Below are 20,590 nucleotides of genomic sequence, written 5' to 3' on the forward strand. Positions count from 1 at the left end.
GAGCTATGCTTTTGATTTCAGATTTTTTTAATTGAGCCAATGAATAAAAAATAAATCAACTATGAGTTAATTGGTATTGTTTCTTTATTGTGCATTGGGATTATCAAAATATTATTCTTTTAGGACATTTAAAAATAGCATTGTCTTTCTTTTAAAGATTATTTTTTAATAAATTTTTTAGCAATTCGTTGTTTTCCATTGCTTAGTTTCAGCGTGTATATTCCGGAGCTTAATTGACTAACATTAATAGAGCAACCTTTGGATAAGTTTCCTGTAGCAACTTGCTGACCTAAAGCATTTATAATTTTAAAAATAAATGGATCCTTTTCTGGTAACGAAATATTTAATTCATTATCAACAGGATTTGGATACAATTCAAAATCAGAAATTTCGTCTGTTTTATTTAAATTAGGGGTTGACAGTGTGGCTGTAACATTTACGGAATAATCTTGAACTTGCCCAAAATAAAAAGAATCACATGGTCCGGGAATAGCTTTGTATCTCATCGAAACTCTCATTCTTGTAGGGCCAAGCATTGCTGTAGCGGGTATGGTAATGTTACCAAGTACGGGAGTTGTAATGGAGGGGTCGTTTGTCCAAACTGTTTCGCCAACATCACTAAAAAAACCATTATGATTATAGTCAATAAAAACCGAATACCCTTCATTATTGATATTCGCATCTTTCCATATAGGTGTAATTGAAATCGGATAATTGGACCCGATTGCCACGTCGGTAGATAGATCCGTAAAATCTTCATACCCATTTGCATCTCCTTTTTTTTCTAATGTATTATTAATAGTTCCAAATTTAACCTGACCGATTGACTCATCAATGTTATTTCCCGCAGAATCACAATAGATTAGATTTGGGTTTATTATGTTTAATGTATAATCTTCAACCTGTCCTCCATCAAAAAAGCGACATGCACCGGGAACTTCGGCATATTCCATAACGATTCTCATTCTTGTAATACCATTTTTTGCAACTTTCGATGGAATGGTAATTTGCCCTGTTACTACTGCGTCTCTGGTCGGCTCTTTTGTCCAGACAGTTTCTTCATATCCATCAAGAGAACCATCTTGATTATAATCAATAAAAACGGCATATCCATATCCAAATTCTGCCGGCAATCTGGAAACATCAGATGGTGTGATTGTAATAGTGTATTTTTTCCCCGCATTCACATCGCTGGAAATAGGAAGAAAATTTTCATAACCTACTGTTTCTGTTGAAACATTATTAATGGTACCAAATTCTACTTTACCAATTACGTCATTACTATGTTCCGTTATTCCTTCAGACTCACAATACTCACTTTTTGTGGCTACATCAACAATATTACTTGCTGCAGAGGTACTTCCGTCATTTCCTTTTGCAACGACATGAAAACTATAATTGCTATTGTCATCTAAGCCAGTTACGGTATAGGTAGTTGTTGTGCATGAACCTATAAAAATTGTTCCTTTATAGATATTGTATCGGACAATAGGCGTTTCGCTAAAAGTTGGTGCTGTCCAGGATAATGAAACCGTTGTAGCTGTTGTTCCTGATGGAATTAAATTTATGGGCGCTTGTGGTGGTGGAGCCGCCCCGTACATTGTTCCAACTCCCACAGCATAAAATGCGTTGGTTGTAGCAATAACCTCGAGTGAAGCATCACCATACAAATCTATGGCTGATTGTATTGCATAAGTTCTTGCGTCAGCATATGTTGAGATAGGAGAAAGATATATGCTCTCTAAACGATAGGCAATCTTTGCCGCTTTATCGATGGTAATTCCGGTAACATTATATTGATCTCCGATATCATTAGTCCCTTTTTTACCAACAGATAAAATATAAAACCAATGATTAAGTACCCCTGAATTGGTATGAACTCCGCAATAATCATTAGAACTACTTGGATAATACCCTTCTGTATCTTTCCAATAGGTCCCTCCATAGGTGTCGGGTTGTTCTTCTAGTTTAGGATTACTCATAGAACGAATGCCATTTTGTCCTCCTGGTTTTACTTCATTACCTATTTCCCAGATTAATTTTGAAGGCGCTGCGTAATATTCAACACATGCAGCCCATATATCTGAGAAGCCTTCGTTTATTGCTCCGGGTTCATATTGATAAACTAAACCCGCAGTATTTTGACACACGGCATGCCCAATTTCATGAGCAACAATATCCAAAGAGGTTAGTATATCAAATCCTCCTGCATCTTTACCGTCACCGTAAGTCATAACACTTCCGTTCCAAAAAGCATTTTCATTTGTTGGATATCCACCTTCAATTAAACTGTAATGGATGTAATTTTTGATTTTTGCACCCAAATTATCAAAACTATTTCTTTCATGAATTTTCAAAAAGTAATCGTAGGTCATCTCTGCTCCCCAATGCGCATCAAGGGCTCCGTTATCTTTTTGAGCGTTATTGTATTCGGCTTGTGTCCAATTATTGTCAGCATCTGTGAAATTTGTTTCCGGATAGGTTGCTGTTTCCTTACAATCATAGGTTTGAATACCGTCGCCTCGAGTTTGGTCCATTAAAATATAAAAACCTTCCTGTAATGCGGTTTGAATTGTTTGTGTGCCGCTATAACGAGTAGCTGCATTAGCAGACAAATAGTCCATTTTATAGCGAAAAGGTTCTTTGTGATTTTCCGGATTGATGTGTATTGGTTTTTCCGGATTATTTTCGCTAAGATGTTTTATAGTTGCATTATAAAATAGTGCTTCCCCTGTTAAAGCATCAATATATAAATCACCACGACTTAGAGGGTTTTTTGCATAAATATCAAATTTATAGGCCAAACGAATTTTGTCTTTTGATTTATTTTGCTCTCCTTTAAGAGGTAATAAAACCAATTCTCCTGCAGGTTTTTTGTAGCCTATTGCATTGGCATCATTTGGAGTTTCCCATAAATACTGCTTAGCTCCAATATGGTTTATTGCTTTATTAAAAGCTTCTTTAGCTGAAAGTGTTGGCTTGGTTATAACATTTTCAAGATTATAATAGTCACCATTCATAGAAATCAGTTTTCCTTTTTTTGAATGCAGGTTGTAGTTTACAAACTCAACTTTTATTCCCTGATTGTATAATTGAAATTTCTCATGAATAAAACCTTCTTTATCGGAATCGATTTTAATTTTTTGAAAAGATTGGTTATTGTTCAAACTCAATTGATCCTGAAAAACCTTTTCGGAATCGGAGCTTTTATAACTTGATTTGTTGCTAAAAACAATTAGATTAGGTTGTCCGCTTTCAGATAAAACTTTCTTACTTACACGTTTGTCTGTTACTTGAGCAGATATTGATGAAAACAATAAAAAGACGATAAAACAGATTATTTTGGGTTGTTTTTTTTTCATTATTCCTTTTTTGGTTAAATAGCAATGATAATTTAGATTCTTAATGCTTACGGAGTAAAAAATAAATGGACAGCTGTTTCATACAAGCATTGCTGTTTTTATCGATAATCGAAATAGTATTTTTGTTCAGAAAATCAAATTATCTTTCCGGCAACTTTAAGAGTATAGTTGTGCTAAATCATTTTAATACGTTAACTGATTTTTTTACGTTGCAAAATGAATTTTTTGTAACGTCGATATTCGAAATAAAATTATTTAATGCTTTTTTGGCAGAATCGGGATTGTATTTAAAGGATCGCGAAAAGAAAAATTCGCGGCAAATTACCGGTTCAGAGGATGCATCATAAATAACATCTTCTGAATATTCAATTTGTTCATTCTGATTTGGAAATTGGTCGGAGAGTTTAGAGATTGTTTTTTTAAACCATTTATCAAATGTTTTTTTCTCTGGTGTAAGATGGCGCACTGTTAAAACCAGTCCTATGACTTCGCTTTGAATTAAAGAAGATCCTTTTCGGTTTAACACATCTATCATTCTTACATTCATTAGTGCCACCCAAATTGGACCATCTATGAAGCCGGATACGGGAAAACTCAGATCAGTGTCGAAATCTAACGGTTTGGTGTTTTTAGGATTTTCAATAGAAGACCATAGTGCCTCGATACGGTGGTGTATTTCATCAGACATTTTATCGTATTCTTTAAAGCGCCAATACACCCATTCTAATAATGATGCGGTAAGACCTAAAGAGGCTTTATGACCAATTTTGTTTAATGTTTTGTCAAGTTGATCGTTTTCACCATTTGGGTCTAAAAGGGTTGATAGGATTTTATCATTCCATTTGTAATCAATTGCGTGACCAATGCTATGCGATTTTTTGATTGCTTTTGGTGGTTTGGTTAAATTTTTCATGTTTATTTTGGTAAAGTTAATTTCATATTGCTAAATGTTGTTTGAGCCATAAATTATTATAATGTGCCTTGTTTCTATTAAGGAATCCAAAACAGATGAGGTGCTGTCTTTTAGAATTTATTTTTTCGCATTTTCAAAGAAACACTGTAAGATTATAGTAACTCGTTGGGTGTAATTGTTTTTTGATAAATAGATTGCGGTTTTACATCGTCTAAAAATGTTTTAGCTTAAATAAAGCACAGTAGACGATGCGAAAAAAATAGAATATTATTGAAACCCCTCACAATATTATATTCCCAATCTATGTTTTCATATGTTAGATAATAGTACTTTTAAATTACACCCAAGCGAGTTGTGGTTATAAATCTTACTTCAAAGGATAAAAGAAAAACCGTAAATATGAGAATCAATTAATATTTGTAAAGTTTGAATTAATAGTCAACAATCGCTGTTATTTTAATGTCGGAAATAACTTATTTAAGATAAGGGGTTTTAAGTGAAAAAAGAATTGAGTTTGTTATTGTGGAGGATTGATTTTTACCCGAAATTTAAAAATAAGAAGCAAAAAAAAATCCGAATCTTAAAGGTAAGATTCGGATTTCTATAAATAGTGTCGCTCTAAGACGAAAGGAGCAAATTATCCTAAAAATGGATATTTGTAATCTTCCGGAGTTACAAAAGTTTCTTTGATTGTTCTAGGAGAAGCCCAACGCAATAAGTTTAATGCAGAACCTGCTTTATCGTTTGTTCCTGATGCTCTTGCTCCACCAAACGGTTGCATACCTACAACAGCTCCTGTTGGTTTATCATTAATGTAGAAGTTACCCGCAGCATTTTGCAATTTCGTAGTTGCTACTTCAATAGCATAACGATCCTGGCTAAATACAGCTCCTGTCAAAGCATACTCAGAAGTAGTATCAACCAATTCTAAAGTCTCTTCCCATTTAGCATCTTCGTAAACGTAAATTGTCATTACCGGTCCGAATAATTCGGTTTCCATGGTAGTGTATTTTGGATTTGTAGTTACAATAACTGTTGGCTCAATAAAGTACCCTACAGATTTATCGTAATTTCCTCCAACGATGATTTCAGCGTCAGCATCTTTTTTAGCCTGGTCGATATAACTCGCCAATTTATCAAAAGAACCTTCGTGGATAACTGCAGTAATAAAGTTTCCGAAATCTTCCGGAGAACCTATTTTCATTGATTTTACATCAGCAATTAATTGCTCTTTTACAGTTGGCCATAAACTTTGAGGGATATAAGCTCTTGAAGCTGCAGAACATTTTTGTCCTTGAAATTCGAAAGCACCACGAGAAATTCCTGTGCTAACTTGTTTTGCATTAGCGCTTGGGTGTGCAATGATAAAATCTTTACCACCTGTTTCACCAACAATTCTTGGATATGTTTTGTAGTGGTGAATGTTTGCTCCAATTTTAGCCCAGATGTCTTTAAATACATGAGTTGAACCTGTAAAGTGAACTCCTGCAAAATCACGACTTGCTAAAACCGTATCAGTAATCATTAAAGCATCTCCAAAAACTACGTTGATAACGCCATCAGGAACTCCAGCTTCTTTGAATACTTCAATAATGATTTTTGTAGAGAATACTTGACTGTCACTTGGTTTCCAGATAACAACGTTACCCATCATTGCAGCACTTGCAGGAAGGTTTGCAGCGATAGCAGTAAAGTTAAAAGGAGTAATTGCGTAAACAAAACCTTCAAGAGGTCTGTACTCTAAACGGTTCCAGGTTGTAGAATCTGATTTTGGCTGATCGTTGTAAATTTGTGTCATAAATTCTACGTTGTAACGTAAAAAGTCGATCAATTCACAAGAAGCATCAATTTCTGCCTGGTGTATATTTTTAGACTGACCAATCATAGTAGCTGCATTAATGCGCGCTCTGTATGGTCCTGCAATAAGTTCAGCTGCTTTTAAGAAAATAGCCGCACGTTGTTCCCATGCCATGTTAGCCCATGCTGTTCTTGATTCAAGTGCATTAGCAATTGCTTTTTCGATATGTTGCTTTTCAGCTAAGTGATACGTTCCTACGATATGTTTGTGATCGTGAGGAGCTGATATTGTTTTAGTGTTTCCAGTTTTAATTTCTTCACTTCCAATATATAACGGAACATCAATTTTTGAGTTCCACATTGTAGTGTAAGCTGCCTGAACAGCTGCTTTTTCTGGTGAGTTTGGTGCGTATCCTTTTACCGGCTCGTTTACCGCTTTTGGTACATGAAAGAATCCTTTTAGCATGTTATTTAAAATTAGATAATTAGACAATTTAATGGTTAGAGGATTTGATTTGTTACGAATAATCTAACGCTGCACAAAAGTACAAAGGATAAATTAATAATTTGATAATTTTATGAATAAGATAACTATAAGAAATATAGTTTTAACTTAGAATTAGTTTAAAGCAAAAGGAGCACACATTCTGAAAGTAGGAACAATTACTTTGAATGTTTTGGTGGTTGTGAAATTAATCATGTTAAAATAACCTTTCATAGCTCCATAAGGAGAGGATAATAAACAACCCGAACTGTAGGTGTGATTTTCTCCGGGTTTTAAAACAGGTTTTTTTCCAATAACACCTTCTCCGTCAACAAATTCAATGTCATTAAGAGAATCGAAAATTTCCCAGTGGCGAGACGTTAACTGAACAGAATCTTTACTGTGATTCTCGATTGTAATTACATAACTAAAGGCAAAGTGGATCTTATAGTTCTTGAAGTAGGTACCTTCAAAACTAGTTAAAACCGATATTTTTATGCCTCGTGTAATCTGAGAAACCATAACTAACGTAGTATATATGTGTGCGTTATACGTGCAAACTTACAAAAAAAATCGTTTGTTTGAAATCCTTTAACAATGTTTTTAATTGGTGATATTGATGGAGTTAGCATTTCCTTTTCCAATTACTCTCTCATAACGATCAGAACTTTGTTTGTAATAGACCAAAATAATGTAGTCGTTTTCGGTTTGGTAGAAGTTTCCGTCAATCGCATTTTCATAATTAATATTTCCTTTTCTATCGGCAATTTTATACTCAAAATTGGTAAAACCCTGTTTGATCATGATCGCTTTTTCATAAACGCCTTTATCTGTATTGTATTCCATTTTGTATTCGGGAGTCAGACTGTAATTGTTGAACATTCCGGTTACATAAATATCTTCCTGATTCGATCTGAAAGTAGGGGCGGAGAGCGAAAAATAAACCCAGGCATAATCAGCTTCAATTTCGTTGTTTGAGCCGTTTATGTTTTTTACGACAAAGTTCCCGTTTACATCCTGATACAACGTATAAATCTGATTGGCTCGTGCCTGATTGGTGTACAGATAAGAATTGTAAATATCACCGCTGGAACCCACTTTGCCTACGTTATTGTTTGCAGCGCGGATGTCTTTGTTTTCAAAATATAAAAATTCATTTCCAGCCCAGAATTGCGTTTCTTTATCGTATTTGTAAACCAGTTGGTTTCCGAGGGTATACTGTGGGACGATATTTTTAATAGCAGTGCTAAAATCTCCATTTTGCAATAAAAGTACTTTTACATTTTGCAAAGGAGTCTGAAAAACAATATCGTTTGACAGTATGGCAAAATCAAGATTCTGTTTGTAATCGATATTACTGAGGTTTCGGCTTCTCTTTACCTGAGCTGCTACGGTAGAATGCTCTTCGTATAAAATAAATTTTCTCGAAAAAACAACTTCTCTGTCTTCGTTGAGAATTTTCAGGATGTAATTCCCTGAGATTCTCAGCTGATTGGTAAATTGATTTGGGAAAGGAAGTTTATAATGCGAATAAACCTGTAGGGTATTGAAAGAATTAGCGTAATTCATAATTCTTTGATTATCAAAGCCTGTAATGTAATCCGTTTTAGGGATATCTGTCGGTTTCCAGTTGTAATCGCAGTGTGTAATGTCAAAATAGTAGTTGGCTTCATTACCAAATAAATCATCAAATTGAAATTCAAAGGTAGAACCCAACTCAAATATTGGAACAACATTGGCACCATTTTGAACAAAAGCAACTGTTTTTATATTGTAAGGTGGTGCAACTTCAGTTTGTACTTCCTGCGCTGTTGCCGAAGTAAAAATAAAAAACAAAAGAAGGTACTGAAATAAAAATTTTGGCATCTTATTAGGTTGTAAGATTGTAAATATAACAATTTTATAGAACGAAAAACAGTCTATTTTATTGGTTATAAAAACAATTCACTAAGAATTCAAAATAAATTCCAGATTTGCTTCGAGTTCGTCGCTGATAAAACTTTCTTCTAAAAGCGAATCCGATAACAGTTTTTTGTTCTCCTGCAGTTTGATTATTTTTTCTTCTACCGTATTTTTTGAAATAAATCGAATAACATTTACTTTGTTCAATTGTCCAATTCGGTGTGCTCTTCCCACTCCTTGTTTCTCAGCAAAAGGATTCCACCACGGATCTAAGAACAATACATACGAAGCTTTGGTAATATTCAAGCCAACGCCACCTGCCTTTAGTGAGATAAAGAACAACAAAGGGGTTTCCTTTTCCTGAAAGAGGTTTACCTGTTGTTCTCTTTTTTGGGCAGGAGTTTCACCTGTAATTTCACAGAACGCTATTTTGTTTTCTTTACACCAACTCGTATAAAAATTTAAATTGGTAACAAACGAACTGAAAATTATAGTCTTTTGTTTCCCTTTTACTAAGTTTTCGAGATAATTAGTAACCGCGATATATTTTCCCGAATCAATTTCCGATTCCTGATCGATCATTTTAGGATGATTGCTCAGCTGTCTTAATTTCATCAAAGTATTGATAATGCTAATTTTATCAGGACCCGATCCGTCTGTTTTTAGTAGAAAATTACGCGCTTTTGATTTTTCTTTTTCATACAGCTTTTCCTGTTCAGGATCCATATTGCAATAATAAATCTGCTCGGATAATTCGGGTAAGTCTTTTAAAACCTGCTCTTTGGTTCTTCTTAAGATATACGGCTGAATCAGATTTTTTAATTCCGACAAACTATTTTCGTCCTGCTTTTTCTCAATCGGAATTTTAAAATTTTCTGCGAAAAAAGTATAGCTACCCAAAATATCCGGATTTATAAATTGCATTTGCGACCATAAATCGTCCAGCGAGTTTTCGATTGGTGTACCACTCAAAGCAATTTTATGCCCCGTATTTATTTTATTGATGGCTTTGAAAATCTTAGAATTTTTATTTTTTATGTATTGACTTTCGTCCAAAATCAAATAACGGAAATTGTATTTTTCTAAAATTGAAATATCACGATGAATGATGCTATAACTGGTAAAAATCAAATCAGAGGTTTCTAATCTGCTCGCGACTAATTTTCTGTCGTTACCGGTATATTGCATTTTTGAAAAATGTGGCGTAAACTTTCCAGCCTCATTGTACCAGTTAAAAACCAAAGAGGAAGGCAAAACAATCAATGCTTTTAAAGGCTCTCTCTCGATAACCGTTTCATTTTGAAACAAATCAAAATTGGTGGTTTTGGTTGTAAAGCCTAACTGTTCCTGTACGGCAACGAGAACGGCAAGTGTTTGTAAAGTCTTACCAAGTCCCATGTCATCGGCCAGACAAGCCCCTAAATTCGAATTAAAATGACCTAATAGCCATTTTACGCCATCAATTTGATACGGTCTTAACGTGGCTTTTAACAAGTCAGAGGAAACATATTCAGCTTTATAGGCCGGAGTTTCGTCATTTTTTATTTCGGGAATCGCGTTTAAAGCGGCAAAATTACTTTTGCGTAAAAGAAGATTTCCATTTTCTGTTTTGGCTAATTTTGCCAGTGAACTGTATTTGCTGAGCCATTCTAAAGGAATCAGAAAATAGCTGTCGTCAGGCAATAAAAAGAGCCTTTCTTTGCTTTTTATATTGGGGATAATTTCGCTGAAATTGATTGAAAAAGCTCCAATTGTAATTGTTATTTTGATGTCAAACCAATCTTCTTTTGTCTCTTTCGAAAACAAAATATCATGCTGTTCCGTAAAGATTTCTTTGCTTTCCAGTCTCAAATTTTGAATTGTAAAACCCAAGCTTTCCAACTCTTCTTTGTGATCAATAACAAATTGTATGTTGCTGTAGGGATCAGGAACTTCTGCGTTGGGATTCAATCCAAATAATTCGTTTTTGATTTTTAGTAAACCAATTTCAAGTAATTTGTCTGTGTACAAACTCTCATCAGCACTTCGTTTAAACTGAATTATCTTGGGTTCGTTGGCAATGCTGAAATCAACAAAAGAATGTGTTTTTTTAGTTTTGCCCGCGTCAAATGAATATCCGTTGTAATCAAAATAAAGGTTGAGGTAATAACAATTTTTAAAGAAATCATAAACAGGCTGAATTGTACAGAAAACAATTGTATCACGGTGTTCGATTTCAAAACCGGTGGCTTCAATATCTATTTTTTTGGCGATTTCAGGAATAAAACTTTTAAAATAATCATCCACTAGTTTGGAAGGTATCTCAATGGCTTTTTTCTTTAAAAAAGGCTGTAGCTTCTTAGTGTTGAGGTCTTTTAATTGCCCTAATTTTTTATCAATAATTAACCAGCCCGGTTCATCTAAAAGAATACTAACCTCATTGTTCATGGGCAGAAATGTAGTTTGATTTTCTTTTAAAGACAGGGTATAGGTGATTCCGTCCGCATGTTTGTCAAATTGAATTTGAGGTTCAAAAGAAAGCACATCGGTAGCCACTCTGGAACGGTAAAAATCTTTTTCGGGCCCTATGTTATGACACAACGGAAAGGGTTCCTGTACAATCAAATTGTAAAAAAAACCTAAATTTAATTTTAAATGCTGACGAATTGCAAAGTCAATTTTGGAGTCTTTTTGCAAATCAGCAATTGTTTTAGCCGATTTGATTTTGGCGCTAAATTTCTTGAAGATAAATTCAGGCTTTAAAGAATCACAGATCGTCAGTATCCTTTTTGTATTGGGATTTAGATTTTCAAAGGCAATTCCAAAACCCTCAAGGACACCGGTAGTGGCTTTTTTGTCTAAATATTTAATGTCATTGGTGTTCTCAACGATATATGCGGTTGGGATATAGGCATTCAGATTTTTTTCAAAACTGATGTCAAAACAAAACTGAAATGATTTTGAAAGTTCCAAGATTGGGAATTTGGTTTGGTTTGATTTGGGAAGCTACGTGAATTTAAAAAGTAGAAAACTATATACTAATTTGAAAATAAAAAGCTTGTTTTCAAATTAGTATATAGTTTTAAAATGAACTTATATCACTTATATGGTTAAAAAAATTAGTTGTCCTGCTTGAAGCAAAGTGGAATAATTTCCCCTTTTGCCAAACAATATTTTTCCACCAATTCAGGAGCAATTTTATTTGTATAGTCTTCTTCTATTACGATAAAGCCGATACTTCTTAATTTATCGAAATAATCACGACCGTACACACGAACGTGATCGTATTGTCCGAATATTTTAGCACGTTCTTTTTGATCGGTAATAGAATCATCGGCAAAAGTAACTGCTCTCGATAGATCCTGAGGAATCTGAAGAATGGCCATTCCGCCTGGTTTTAATACGCGGTATAATTCCTGCATCGCTTTGGTATCGTCCGGAATGTGTTCTAAAACGTGATTGCATAAAATCACATCATATTCGTTGTCTTTAAAAGGTAAATTACAAATATCTGCCTTTACATCTGCCAAAGGCGAAAGTAAATCAGTTGTAGTATAGTCAAGGTTTTTTTGCTTGCGGAATCGCTTATAAAAAGCCTGTTCCGGAGCAAAATGCAATACTTTCTTCGGTGCTGTAAAAAAATCAGTCTGATCGTTTAAATACAACCAAAGTAAGCGGTGTCTCTCTAATGAAAGCGTACTCGGCGAAAGTACATTGTTACGTTGTTTGCCATATCCGTAAGGCAAAAACGATCTGAAACTTCTCCCATCAATCGGATCAGTGTACTTACTTCCCTTTAAGGAAAGCGCTAAAATCGGACGTGCTACATAACTCAAACGAATTAATAAAGGTCTTGGAATAGTATTTAGGACTAGTTTAAATAGTTTCTTCATGGGATGATTTCGCAGAGATACACAAAGGAGACACGGAGTTTCACAAAGTGTTTATAAATCTTTTTATATTGTTTTTTAAAATTTTCGAATTAAAATTAATAAGTAACCCTAATGGATAATTTCCTAGTTTTAGATAAGTTAGTATCTGTGCAAAATGAACATCGGTAAAAGCTTCAACCGTTTTTAATTCAATTACAATTTTGTTTTCAACTAACAAATCAATCCTATAGCCATGATCTAATTTTATGTCTTTATAGAGAATTGGTAATGCTTTTTGTTTTTCAACCGTTAAACCAGAATTCACAATCTCGTAATACAAACATTCCTGATAAGCAGATTCTAATAAGCCGGGACCTAATTGTCTGTGAACTTCAATTGCCAAGCCTATAATTTTATAGGTAATCGCATCCAGCTCATCCTGAGAAATTAAGTTTTCAGATTCCATTTAAAAAAGCTTAAAATAATTTTTGCGAATCTCGGCGTATATCTTTGTGAATCTCTGTGTAACAAAACTTACAATACTAAAGGCACCTGTCTAAACTCATCTTCCTCATTACTCTCAATGCCCAATGCTTTGTAGATATAAGCGAAAGTAGATAAGATTTCCGGTTTGCCGTCGATTAAAGCAACATCGTGCTCGAAGTGGGCACTTGCTTTTCCGTCGGCAGTAAGGATTGTCCAGCCGTCTTTTAGTTGTTTGATGTTTCGTGTTCCCAGATTGATCATCGGTTCGATGGCAACCACCATTCCTTCTACAAAAAGTTTTCCACGACCACGTTTTCCGTAGTTTGGCATTTCCGGTTCTTCGTGCATTTTTTGCCCTAAACCATGACCTACCAATTCACGAACTACACCGTAACCATGCGCTTCTGTATATTTTTGAATCGCATTTCCAACATCTTCCACGCGATTTCCGGCTTTAAATTCTCTGATCCCTACATAAAGAGATTCTTTGGTGATTCTCAGAAGTTTTTTAACCTCGGGAGCCACTTCTCCAATTTCAAAACTGTAAGCGTGATCTCCGTGATATCCATTTTTAAAAGCACCACAATCTACAGAAATAACATCACCGTTTTTCAGTGGCGTATTATTAGGGATTCCGTGTACAACCTGTGCATTCGGACTCATACAAAGCGAGTTCGGGAAATCATATAAACCTAAGAAACTTGGTGTCGCACCGTGATCACGAATGAACTCTTCGGCTAACTTGTCAAGATATAAAGTGGTAACTCCTTCTTTAATTTCAGAAGCAATCATTCCTAATGTTTTAGATACGATTAAAGCACTTTCGCGCATTAATTCGATTTCTTCACGTGATTTTACAATAATCATAATTTCGGATTTTCAGTTCGCAAAAGTACAATTTTTAATATAATCTAATTTGGATTTGCCATAATTTTAAAAAGTTCGGAGTTAGAAACGTAAAAACGATTCGCCAAATTGATCTGAGCCAGTTGTGCACTGATCAAATTGTTCTCGCGAGTGTTGATTAAAAACAAAGAACTTTCCCCAAATGAAAACAAACGTTCTTCCGACTGCAACATGGTCTGATTGTCTTTTGACAAGTCTTTAATTAACTTTAGCTGCTTAGAAAGAGACAGGATTTCGGTGTTCTGTGCCTGAATTTTATTCGAAAGCTGCATTTTTTCTACATCTAAAATATATTCCGTTTCCTGAATTTTGTATTTAGTCAGTTTTAATTTGCCGCGTTCTTTTCTCAAAAACAATGGGAATGAAAAATCCAAACCAATTTTATAATCATCCGTTTGAAAATCGTTAAAATATTTGGGTTGTGACAAATAAGAATATCCAACGTCTATTTTTGGAAGTAGTTCGTTGGCATTCAATTTTCGTTCTACATTCAAAATGTCAATTTTGCGTTGTAAAGCATTTATTTTCGGATGGTTTTCAATCGAAAAACCGTCTGTCGTTAAATTATTAGTTTGCAAAGTTTCCTGAATGGTGTTTTCGAGTTGTGCTTCCGGAATTAAACTGTCTGAAATTTCCATTGGAACGGCATTATCCAGCCACAAGTAATTAGACAGTTCCAGTTTTGCTTTGGCCAGTTTAAGTCTCGAATCTTCTAAGCTCAAAAGTCTGTTTTTTACGGCAATTCCCGCTTCAACACTATCAATGGCGGGTTTGTCTCCTTGTTGAATCAAAGATTGAATTCCGCTGTTTCGTTTTTTGGCATTCGTGCTGTAGCTTTCGTATAGTTTTACTTCTTCGTAGTTTTTTTTCCAGTTAAAATACGCCAATGATGCATCATACAAAACTGTAATAGCCTCCAGTTTTACCTCAGATTTGCTTAATTCTATTTGCATTTTCGCTTTGCGTAAATCCGCCATTCTTTTATTGATCCACAAACCTTGCCCCAATGGAACGCTGATTCCTAAAGAAGTCAAACCTTGATTTGGAGTGGTGTTTTCGGGATTCAGATAATAGCCTTCGTTGTTGTCAAAACCCGCTTTGATTTCAACCCCATACCAGGTTGGAATTTTAAAGCTACTGTTTAAAAGCGAGTAGTATTCCTTGTCTTTAAATTGCTTTTTAGAATAGTCAACGTCAATTTTCGGATCAAAACTACCGCGTGCCATCATCAGTTCCGCTTGGGCTTTATTAAGTTCAAGTTGCGCATTTTTAACCAATGGATGGTATTTTTTAACATAACCTAAAAACTCATTATAGCTCAGCTCTTTTGAGATGGTTTCCTGTCCATTTGTGATAATGGAAAAAAATAATAATAGATAGAAAAGTCGTTTCATTATTTCTTTTCTTTAGTTGGTTTTGCGTCTTTTTTATAATAATTAGGAGGGAATCCGTTTAAGGTTCTCCATATTTCAAACCACATCGGAACAGTGTCTAATAGGGCTAATGTTTGTGCTCCTGAACCAATACTCAATTGTGCCGGCCATTTCGGTTCGTTCGGATCCGGTGCAATTAAAATTCTGTATTTTCCATTATCGCTGATAAAATTTTCGACCGCTACAATCTTACCACCAAAAGTACCATACGAAGCATTTGGCCATCCCGAGAAGACAATAGTTGGCCATCCGTCAAACCAGACTCTGACTTTTTCTCCCTTGCGAATTAAAGGCAAATCAACCGGGTTAACATAGGTTTCTACCGCAATATCATAAGCAGAAGGCATAATGGTTGCAATAGCAGTTCCTTCTTTTATCGTTTCACCAATTCCCGATTGCAAAGCCCTGTTAATGTAACCGCTTTGTGCTGCTCTGATATAGTACATATTGTTACGGATACTATAATTGGCATATTGGTTTTCAAGTTTGTTTACCTGAGCAGATGCATCGTATTGACTGCTTTTGGCGGTAAATTGATCACTTTCAGATTTGGCTACTTTTTCCGAATATTCCGCAATGATTCGATTGATCTCTACTTTTGAGTTGATGAAATCGTTTTTGCTGCTCAATAATTTGTTCTCCTGATTGATGATTTTGGCTTCGGCGTCTTGTAATTTTAAACGTTTTTCCTCAACATCGGTCATTGGTTTTAAACCTTCTTTGTTTAATTGCAAAGAACGGTTGTATTGCGTATTGGCAATTTTGAGTTGTGTGTTTACGGCAATCAAATCAATACTGTCACTTTTAATTTTTAAGCGTGCTTGTTTGATTTTATTTTGAGCCTGTTCCAGTTTTAATTTTTTCTCAGATTCAATGGCTCTCAATTGATTGCTTAGACTGGCCACTTTAGATTCGTAAGATTGTACGGCTTGTTTTTTGGCGTCCACCTGATTTTTGGTATTGCTGACCAAATTCGGGTCCATATAATCTTCTTTGATCTCTGAAATGTATAAAATAGTATCTCCTTTTTTTACAAAATCTCCTTCCTGTACATACCACTTCTCAATTCTTCCCGAAATCACACTTTGTATCGATTGCGGACGTTGATTTGGTTTTAATGTGGTTACGGCTCCCGTACCCGAAATGTTTTGTGTCCACGGTAAAAAAAGAAGCCCAAAGCCCAAAATAGAAATGCCTATTATAATTTTGTTCAAAATTTTATAGTGCTTTTTATTTGTTAGCGTCTGTATCGTTTTGAAACGCGCTAAAGACTGATCTGGTTTAGTGTTGTCTGAAATATGTAGCATCTTTTTAATTTTTAGAATCTTGTACTATTTTACCGTCCTGCATCGTAATCACACGATTGCTTTTGGTTTTCCAATACGGGTTTTTAGACGAAACGATGATCGTCCAGGAATGTTCTTTCGCAGTGATGAAATCTATAATTTCGTTGGCTACATTTTCATCCATAGTGTCCGTTGGGTCTTCGTAGAAAAGTACTTTTGGTTTATGGATGATACTTCTGGCCAGTAATATTTTTTGAATATTTGAAGACGATAATTGCTTTCCTTCCGGAAAAATCAAGGTGTCTAAACTCTTCGGAAGCGATTTTATATAATTGGTAAGCTGTACGCCATTGATCGCCCATTTTAAATCTTCCTGTGTAATAGAAGAATCTTTAAACGTAATATTGTCTAAAATACTGCCTTCAAAAAGCGTTTCTCCGTAAATAATACTTCCAATCTGAGAGCGGTATTGTTTTAAATTTATTTTTTTGAAAGTATCATCATTAATGTAAAACGAACCGGTTGTAGGCTGTAACAATCCTGAAAGTATGCGAATCAGAGTCGTTTTTCCCGAACCGTTTTTTCCATCGACAAAGATATGCTCGCCCTGCTCAATTTTCAGGCTGATGGTGCGCAACGTATTTTGTTTAGTGTCCGGAAATTTAAAAGTCAGATTTTCAGTTTCAAGACTAATATTGGTATAACAGTTGTCGTAAGAACCGCTACTGTCTTCTTCAAGTCCCATATCGGTTACCTGGCCGATTTTCTCAACAGAAGTCAAAACGTCGTAGAAAGTTTCCAGACCAATTATAATTTTTTCAACAGAAGTGATTACCAATAAAATGATAATTTCTGCTGCCACAAACTGACCAATATTCATTTCTTGTGACAATACCAGATAACCACCAATGATTAATAAACTGGCTGTAATTAATATTTTGAAAATGATTAATTGTATGAACTGTCTTTTAATAATGTTGAAATGCTTTTCTCTGTAAGTCAGATAATCATTAACCAAGTTGTCATTTTTGTGTAGCGCATATTCATAGTTCAATTCATTTCTGAAACTAAAATTATTACGGGCAATTTCCTGCAACCAGCTGGCCACTTTGTATTTGAATTTTGATTCTTTCAAACTGGTCTCTAAACCGGTGCGGTACGAAAATTTAAAGATGAAAAACAACAAAAAGAACAGTAAGATACCAAATATGATAAAGAACGGATGATACAGCGAAAGCAGAATGATTCCGAAAGCAATTTGTAATAAAGCAGCCGAGAAATCGATCAATAATTTTGAAGTTCCTTTTTGAATGGTTAAAGTATCAAAAAAGCGATTCGCTAATTCGGGCGGATAGTTGGCGTAAAGCGCTTCAAATTTTATTTTAGGCAAACGCGTTGCAAATTCAAAAGAAGAGCGAACAAATATTTTTTGCTGTAAATTTTCGGTGATTCTAAGCTGCATAAGAGACAGAATTCCAACCAGAGCAACTCCAACTACTACCAAAAGAATCAAAACAATCCACGAAGCACTGACGCGACCCGATTGTATAAAGTTAATAATGGCTTGAATACCTAACGGCAGCGACAAACTGATAAGTCCTGCGAAAATGGCATAGAAAAAAATTTGTACAATGTCTTTTTTGTCTAATGCGAGTAAGTTGTAAAATCTTTTTAAGGGTGTCATAAATAAATTGGTATTATGATTTATTTTTTATTTTGAAAGAATTCGGTCTACTAAATCCAGATAAAAGGAAGTTACTGTTATTGGTTCATTACAGTCTGTTATCGTCTTTAAATGTTCGTTTAAAAAATGCTGGTGCAGACTTCCTTCAACGATGCTCGAAACTAAACTTTTGGCAAAAGGATAATTGGGATTTACTTCCTGCACGATGCTAATGATTCGGTTAATAACTCTTTTGTAAACCAGAAAAAAACCTTCTTTGTTATCCTCGTCGACCTCTTTGGTGTAAATGGTTTTGGTGAATTCTGAAATTATGATTTTATTCAAAATGGCCTCATCAATATGGGTAGTGACGGGATTATTTGTGATTTTTTCCGTTACAATGGTGATTGCTTTGTGTAGTCTTTCGGTTGGATTGGTGATGTTGTTGGTGGCAAAAACCAATTTGTATTCCATCCATCCCCAATACCAGGATGATAAATACACAACCAGTTTGTGTTTGTTTTCAAAGTAGCGATAAATCGAACTTTCATTTGAACCAATCTGTTCTCCCAATTTCTTGAAAGTAAAATGCTCGATACCGATCTGATCAATTAAAAGAATACTGTTTCCCACAATCTTCTTCCCTAAATCAGAGGTTTCCGGATCTTTTACATATAATTTTTCGTTAACCTGAATTTTTATATTTGAAAATATTGCATTCATAATTCGATATTATTTTACGCAAAGATAATAGTAATACTTTTAATTGTGAAACTTTAACTTTTATTTAATCAATTAAATCGCTGTCATAGCCTTTGTTTGCTGACTTTCAATTTAATGCAAAAGCAAAAAACAACAGAATATTCCTCTGAATTAAGTTTGGATAAAAAAGCTTAAATTAGCGTATCAAACATTTTAGCTGTTATGGAGTCAGTTGTAAATCAAGAAAATAGAGTAAAAGAAAAGGCACTGAAACGCATGAAGAGGAATGCTTTGGCACTTTTAGGAGTGGCAGTGCTTTTGTTTGTAGTGGCGGTTTATTTTAAGATTCCGATGTTGCAGGCTTTTAGTGAAGCGGCAATGGTTGGCGGAATTGCGGATTGGTTTGCGGTTGTGGCTTTGTTTCGGCACCCGCTGGGAATTCCGATTTGGCATACGGCGATTATTTCAACCAAAAAAAATGAGATCGGAGAGAATCTGGGCAATTTTGTTTCGGAAGAGTTTCTGAATCGGGAGAAATTAGAAATCAAGTTGGCAGAATTCAATTTTGCGGAAAAAGCTTCCGACTGGTTGTCGCAAGAAGCCAATGCGGCTAAAATTGCCGATTTGGTAACGGTAAATGTAATTCCGGGCATTTTAAAGGCGATAAAAGACGAGGACATAAAGAGATTTATTCAGGTTCAATTTGCAGCAAAACTAGCCGGAATCAATTTTGGAGATTGGGTTGCTCTGGCCTTAGAGCCTTTGCAGAAAGGGAATGTAAAAGACCAATTGCTGACGAATCTTTTAACGCTCATGAGCGCAGAATTGAGCAACAATAAAGATTTAATTCGGAAAAAAGTAAAAGCATCGACTCCTTTTCTGAGTTTCGGTTTAGCGGATAAAAGTATTTCGGAAGGGGTTTTTAATGGATTGCAGGATTTTTTAAACGAAGCCAAACATCCCGGAAGTGCCATTAGGATCAAAATAGACGAATATGTTTACGATTTTCTGGATAAGGTTAAAAATTCAGAAGAGATGAGAGTCAAAATCAATACGATGATTCTGGATTTTGCCGGAAAAAAAGAAGTTCAGGATTATATTAATGGAATTTGGGACGAGATAAAACTATCGATAACTAATGACTTAGAGAAAGGAAATGATTCCTCGATAAAAAACAATATCGCAAGTCTCGTTCAGAGTTTCGGAAATGGACTTAAAGAAGATGCAGTGATGATTGATAAGATCAATAATTTTATCAAGAATGATTTGTTGACGGTGCTTTTGAATAATAAAAAAGTAATCGGAGATTTAATATCCTCGACGGTAAAAAGCTGGGACGGTAAAGAGGTTTCAGAAAAACTGGAATTAGAAATCGGAAAAGATCTTCAGTACATCAGAATCAATGGGACATTGGTTGGAGGTTTGATCGGTTTAGTCATTTACGCTGTGGAGTGGGTGTATCAGTATAGTGTTATGTGAAATTTTTTTTAAACCATATGAGTGATGTAAGTTCATTTTACTGGGGGTGTTGAAAAGGTTTCTTTTTTTTGTTTTTGCTGTAATGTTGTTGGGTAAAAAAAACATTTCTCGCAAAGTCGCAGAGTCGCAAAGTTTTTGTTTTGATTTTTTAATTTGGCGACTCTGCGACTTCGCGAGATTTTTGAACATTATAAAATGTAAAAAGGAGTAAAAAATCATTAGATTTTTACTCCTTTTTTTATGTTTAAAGACCACTCCTTTTTTAAGCTCCCCAGTAAAATGAACTAATATTACTTATATGGTGAACCAAACACAAAGCATATTTT

Annotated in this window: 14 protein-coding genes; 1 reads left to right on the forward strand and 13 read right to left on the reverse strand. The window is 34.9% G+C overall.

What is annotated here, in order from left to right; genetic code table 11:
* Positions 1-158 precede the first annotated feature (158 nt).
* The 13 genes from ACHRV3_RS07960 to ACHRV3_RS08020 all read right to left on the reverse strand — a co-directional run bounded on the left by ACHRV3_RS07960 (position 159) and on the right by ACHRV3_RS08020 (position 18,806).
* Positions 159-3,362, reverse strand: coding sequence for a M4 family metallopeptidase (locus ACHRV3_RS07960; RefSeq protein WP_395433887.1), 3,204 nt, complete (start codon positions 3,360-3,362; stop codon positions 159-161).
* A 178-nt stretch (positions 3,363-3,540) separates the two neighbouring features.
* Positions 3,541-4,275 carry a hypothetical protein gene (locus ACHRV3_RS07965; protein ID WP_395433888.1) on the reverse strand — a complete coding sequence of 245 codons (735 nt, stop codon included), beginning with the start codon at positions 4,273-4,275 and terminating at the stop codon, positions 3,541-3,543.
* Between the two features lie 637 nt (positions 4,276-4,912).
* Complete coding sequence (gene pruA, locus ACHRV3_RS07970; RefSeq protein WP_395433889.1) at positions 4,913-6,538, reverse strand: L-glutamate gamma-semialdehyde dehydrogenase; 1,626 nt, start codon at positions 6,536-6,538, stop codon at positions 4,913-4,915.
* A 153-nt stretch (positions 6,539-6,691) separates the two neighbouring features.
* A complete protein-coding gene (gene apaG / locus ACHRV3_RS07975; protein ID WP_047778341.1) occupies positions 6,692-7,078 on the reverse strand; it encodes a Co2+/Mg2+ efflux protein ApaG in 387 nt (128 codons plus the stop codon).
* An 81-nt stretch (positions 7,079-7,159) separates the two neighbouring features.
* The gene (locus ACHRV3_RS07980; RefSeq protein ID WP_230004586.1) at positions 7,160-8,422 is read right to left on the reverse strand and encodes a DUF5103 domain-containing protein; all 1,263 of its coding nucleotides are present in this window, start codon (positions 8,420-8,422) and stop codon (positions 7,160-7,162) included.
* Between the two features lie 81 nt (positions 8,423-8,503).
* Positions 8,504-11,410, reverse strand: a complete 2,907-nt coding sequence (locus ACHRV3_RS07985) for a DEAD/DEAH box helicase (RefSeq protein ID WP_395433890.1) — start codon at positions 11,408-11,410, stop codon at positions 8,504-8,506.
* Positions 11,411-11,556: 146 nt separating this feature from the next.
* Complete coding sequence (locus ACHRV3_RS07990) at positions 11,557-12,330, reverse strand: class I SAM-dependent methyltransferase (protein ID WP_047778417.1); 774 nt, start codon at positions 12,328-12,330, stop codon at positions 11,557-11,559.
* A 40-nt stretch (positions 12,331-12,370) separates the two neighbouring features.
* Positions 12,371-12,775, reverse strand: coding sequence for a GxxExxY protein (locus ACHRV3_RS07995; protein ID WP_395426964.1), 405 nt, complete (start codon positions 12,773-12,775; stop codon positions 12,371-12,373).
* Between the two features lie 68 nt (positions 12,776-12,843).
* Complete coding sequence (gene map, locus ACHRV3_RS08000; protein ID WP_395426965.1) at positions 12,844-13,662, reverse strand: type I methionyl aminopeptidase; 819 nt, start codon at positions 13,660-13,662, stop codon at positions 12,844-12,846.
* Between the two features lie 44 nt (positions 13,663-13,706).
* On the reverse strand, positions 13,707-15,095 hold the full coding sequence (locus ACHRV3_RS08005; protein WP_047778345.1) for a TolC family protein: 1,389 nt from the start codon (positions 15,093-15,095) through the stop codon (positions 13,707-13,709).
* Positions 15,095-16,441: an HlyD family secretion protein gene (locus tag ACHRV3_RS08010; RefSeq protein ID WP_230004589.1), complete on the reverse strand. Its 1,347-nt coding sequence runs from the start codon at positions 16,439-16,441 to the stop codon at positions 15,095-15,097. Before ACHRV3_RS08010 ends, ACHRV3_RS08005 begins: the two co-directional genes overlap by 1 nt.
* Before the next feature lie 4 nt (positions 16,442-16,445).
* Positions 16,446-18,104 carry a peptidase domain-containing ABC transporter gene (locus ACHRV3_RS08015; RefSeq protein WP_395433891.1) on the reverse strand — a complete coding sequence of 553 codons (1,659 nt, stop codon included), beginning with the start codon at positions 18,102-18,104 and terminating at the stop codon, positions 16,446-16,448.
* A gap of 27 nt (positions 18,105-18,131) precedes the next feature.
* Positions 18,132-18,806, reverse strand: a complete 675-nt coding sequence (locus tag ACHRV3_RS08020) for a TetR/AcrR family transcriptional regulator (RefSeq protein WP_047778348.1) — start codon at positions 18,804-18,806, stop codon at positions 18,132-18,134.
* Positions 18,807-19,007: 201 nt separating this feature from the next.
* On the opposite strand from ACHRV3_RS08020, the gene ACHRV3_RS08025 reads away from it, so the two are divergent.
* Positions 19,008-20,264: a DUF445 domain-containing protein gene (locus ACHRV3_RS08025; RefSeq protein ID WP_395433892.1), complete on the forward strand. Its 1,257-nt coding sequence runs from the start codon at positions 19,008-19,010 to the stop codon at positions 20,262-20,264.
* Positions 20,265-20,590: the final 326 nt, after the last annotated feature.

The sequence above is a fragment of the Flavobacterium sp. FlaQc-49 genome (assembly GCF_044005985.1).
Taxonomy (GTDB): Bacteria; Bacteroidota; Bacteroidia; order Flavobacteriales; family Flavobacteriaceae; genus Flavobacterium; species Flavobacterium cupriresistens.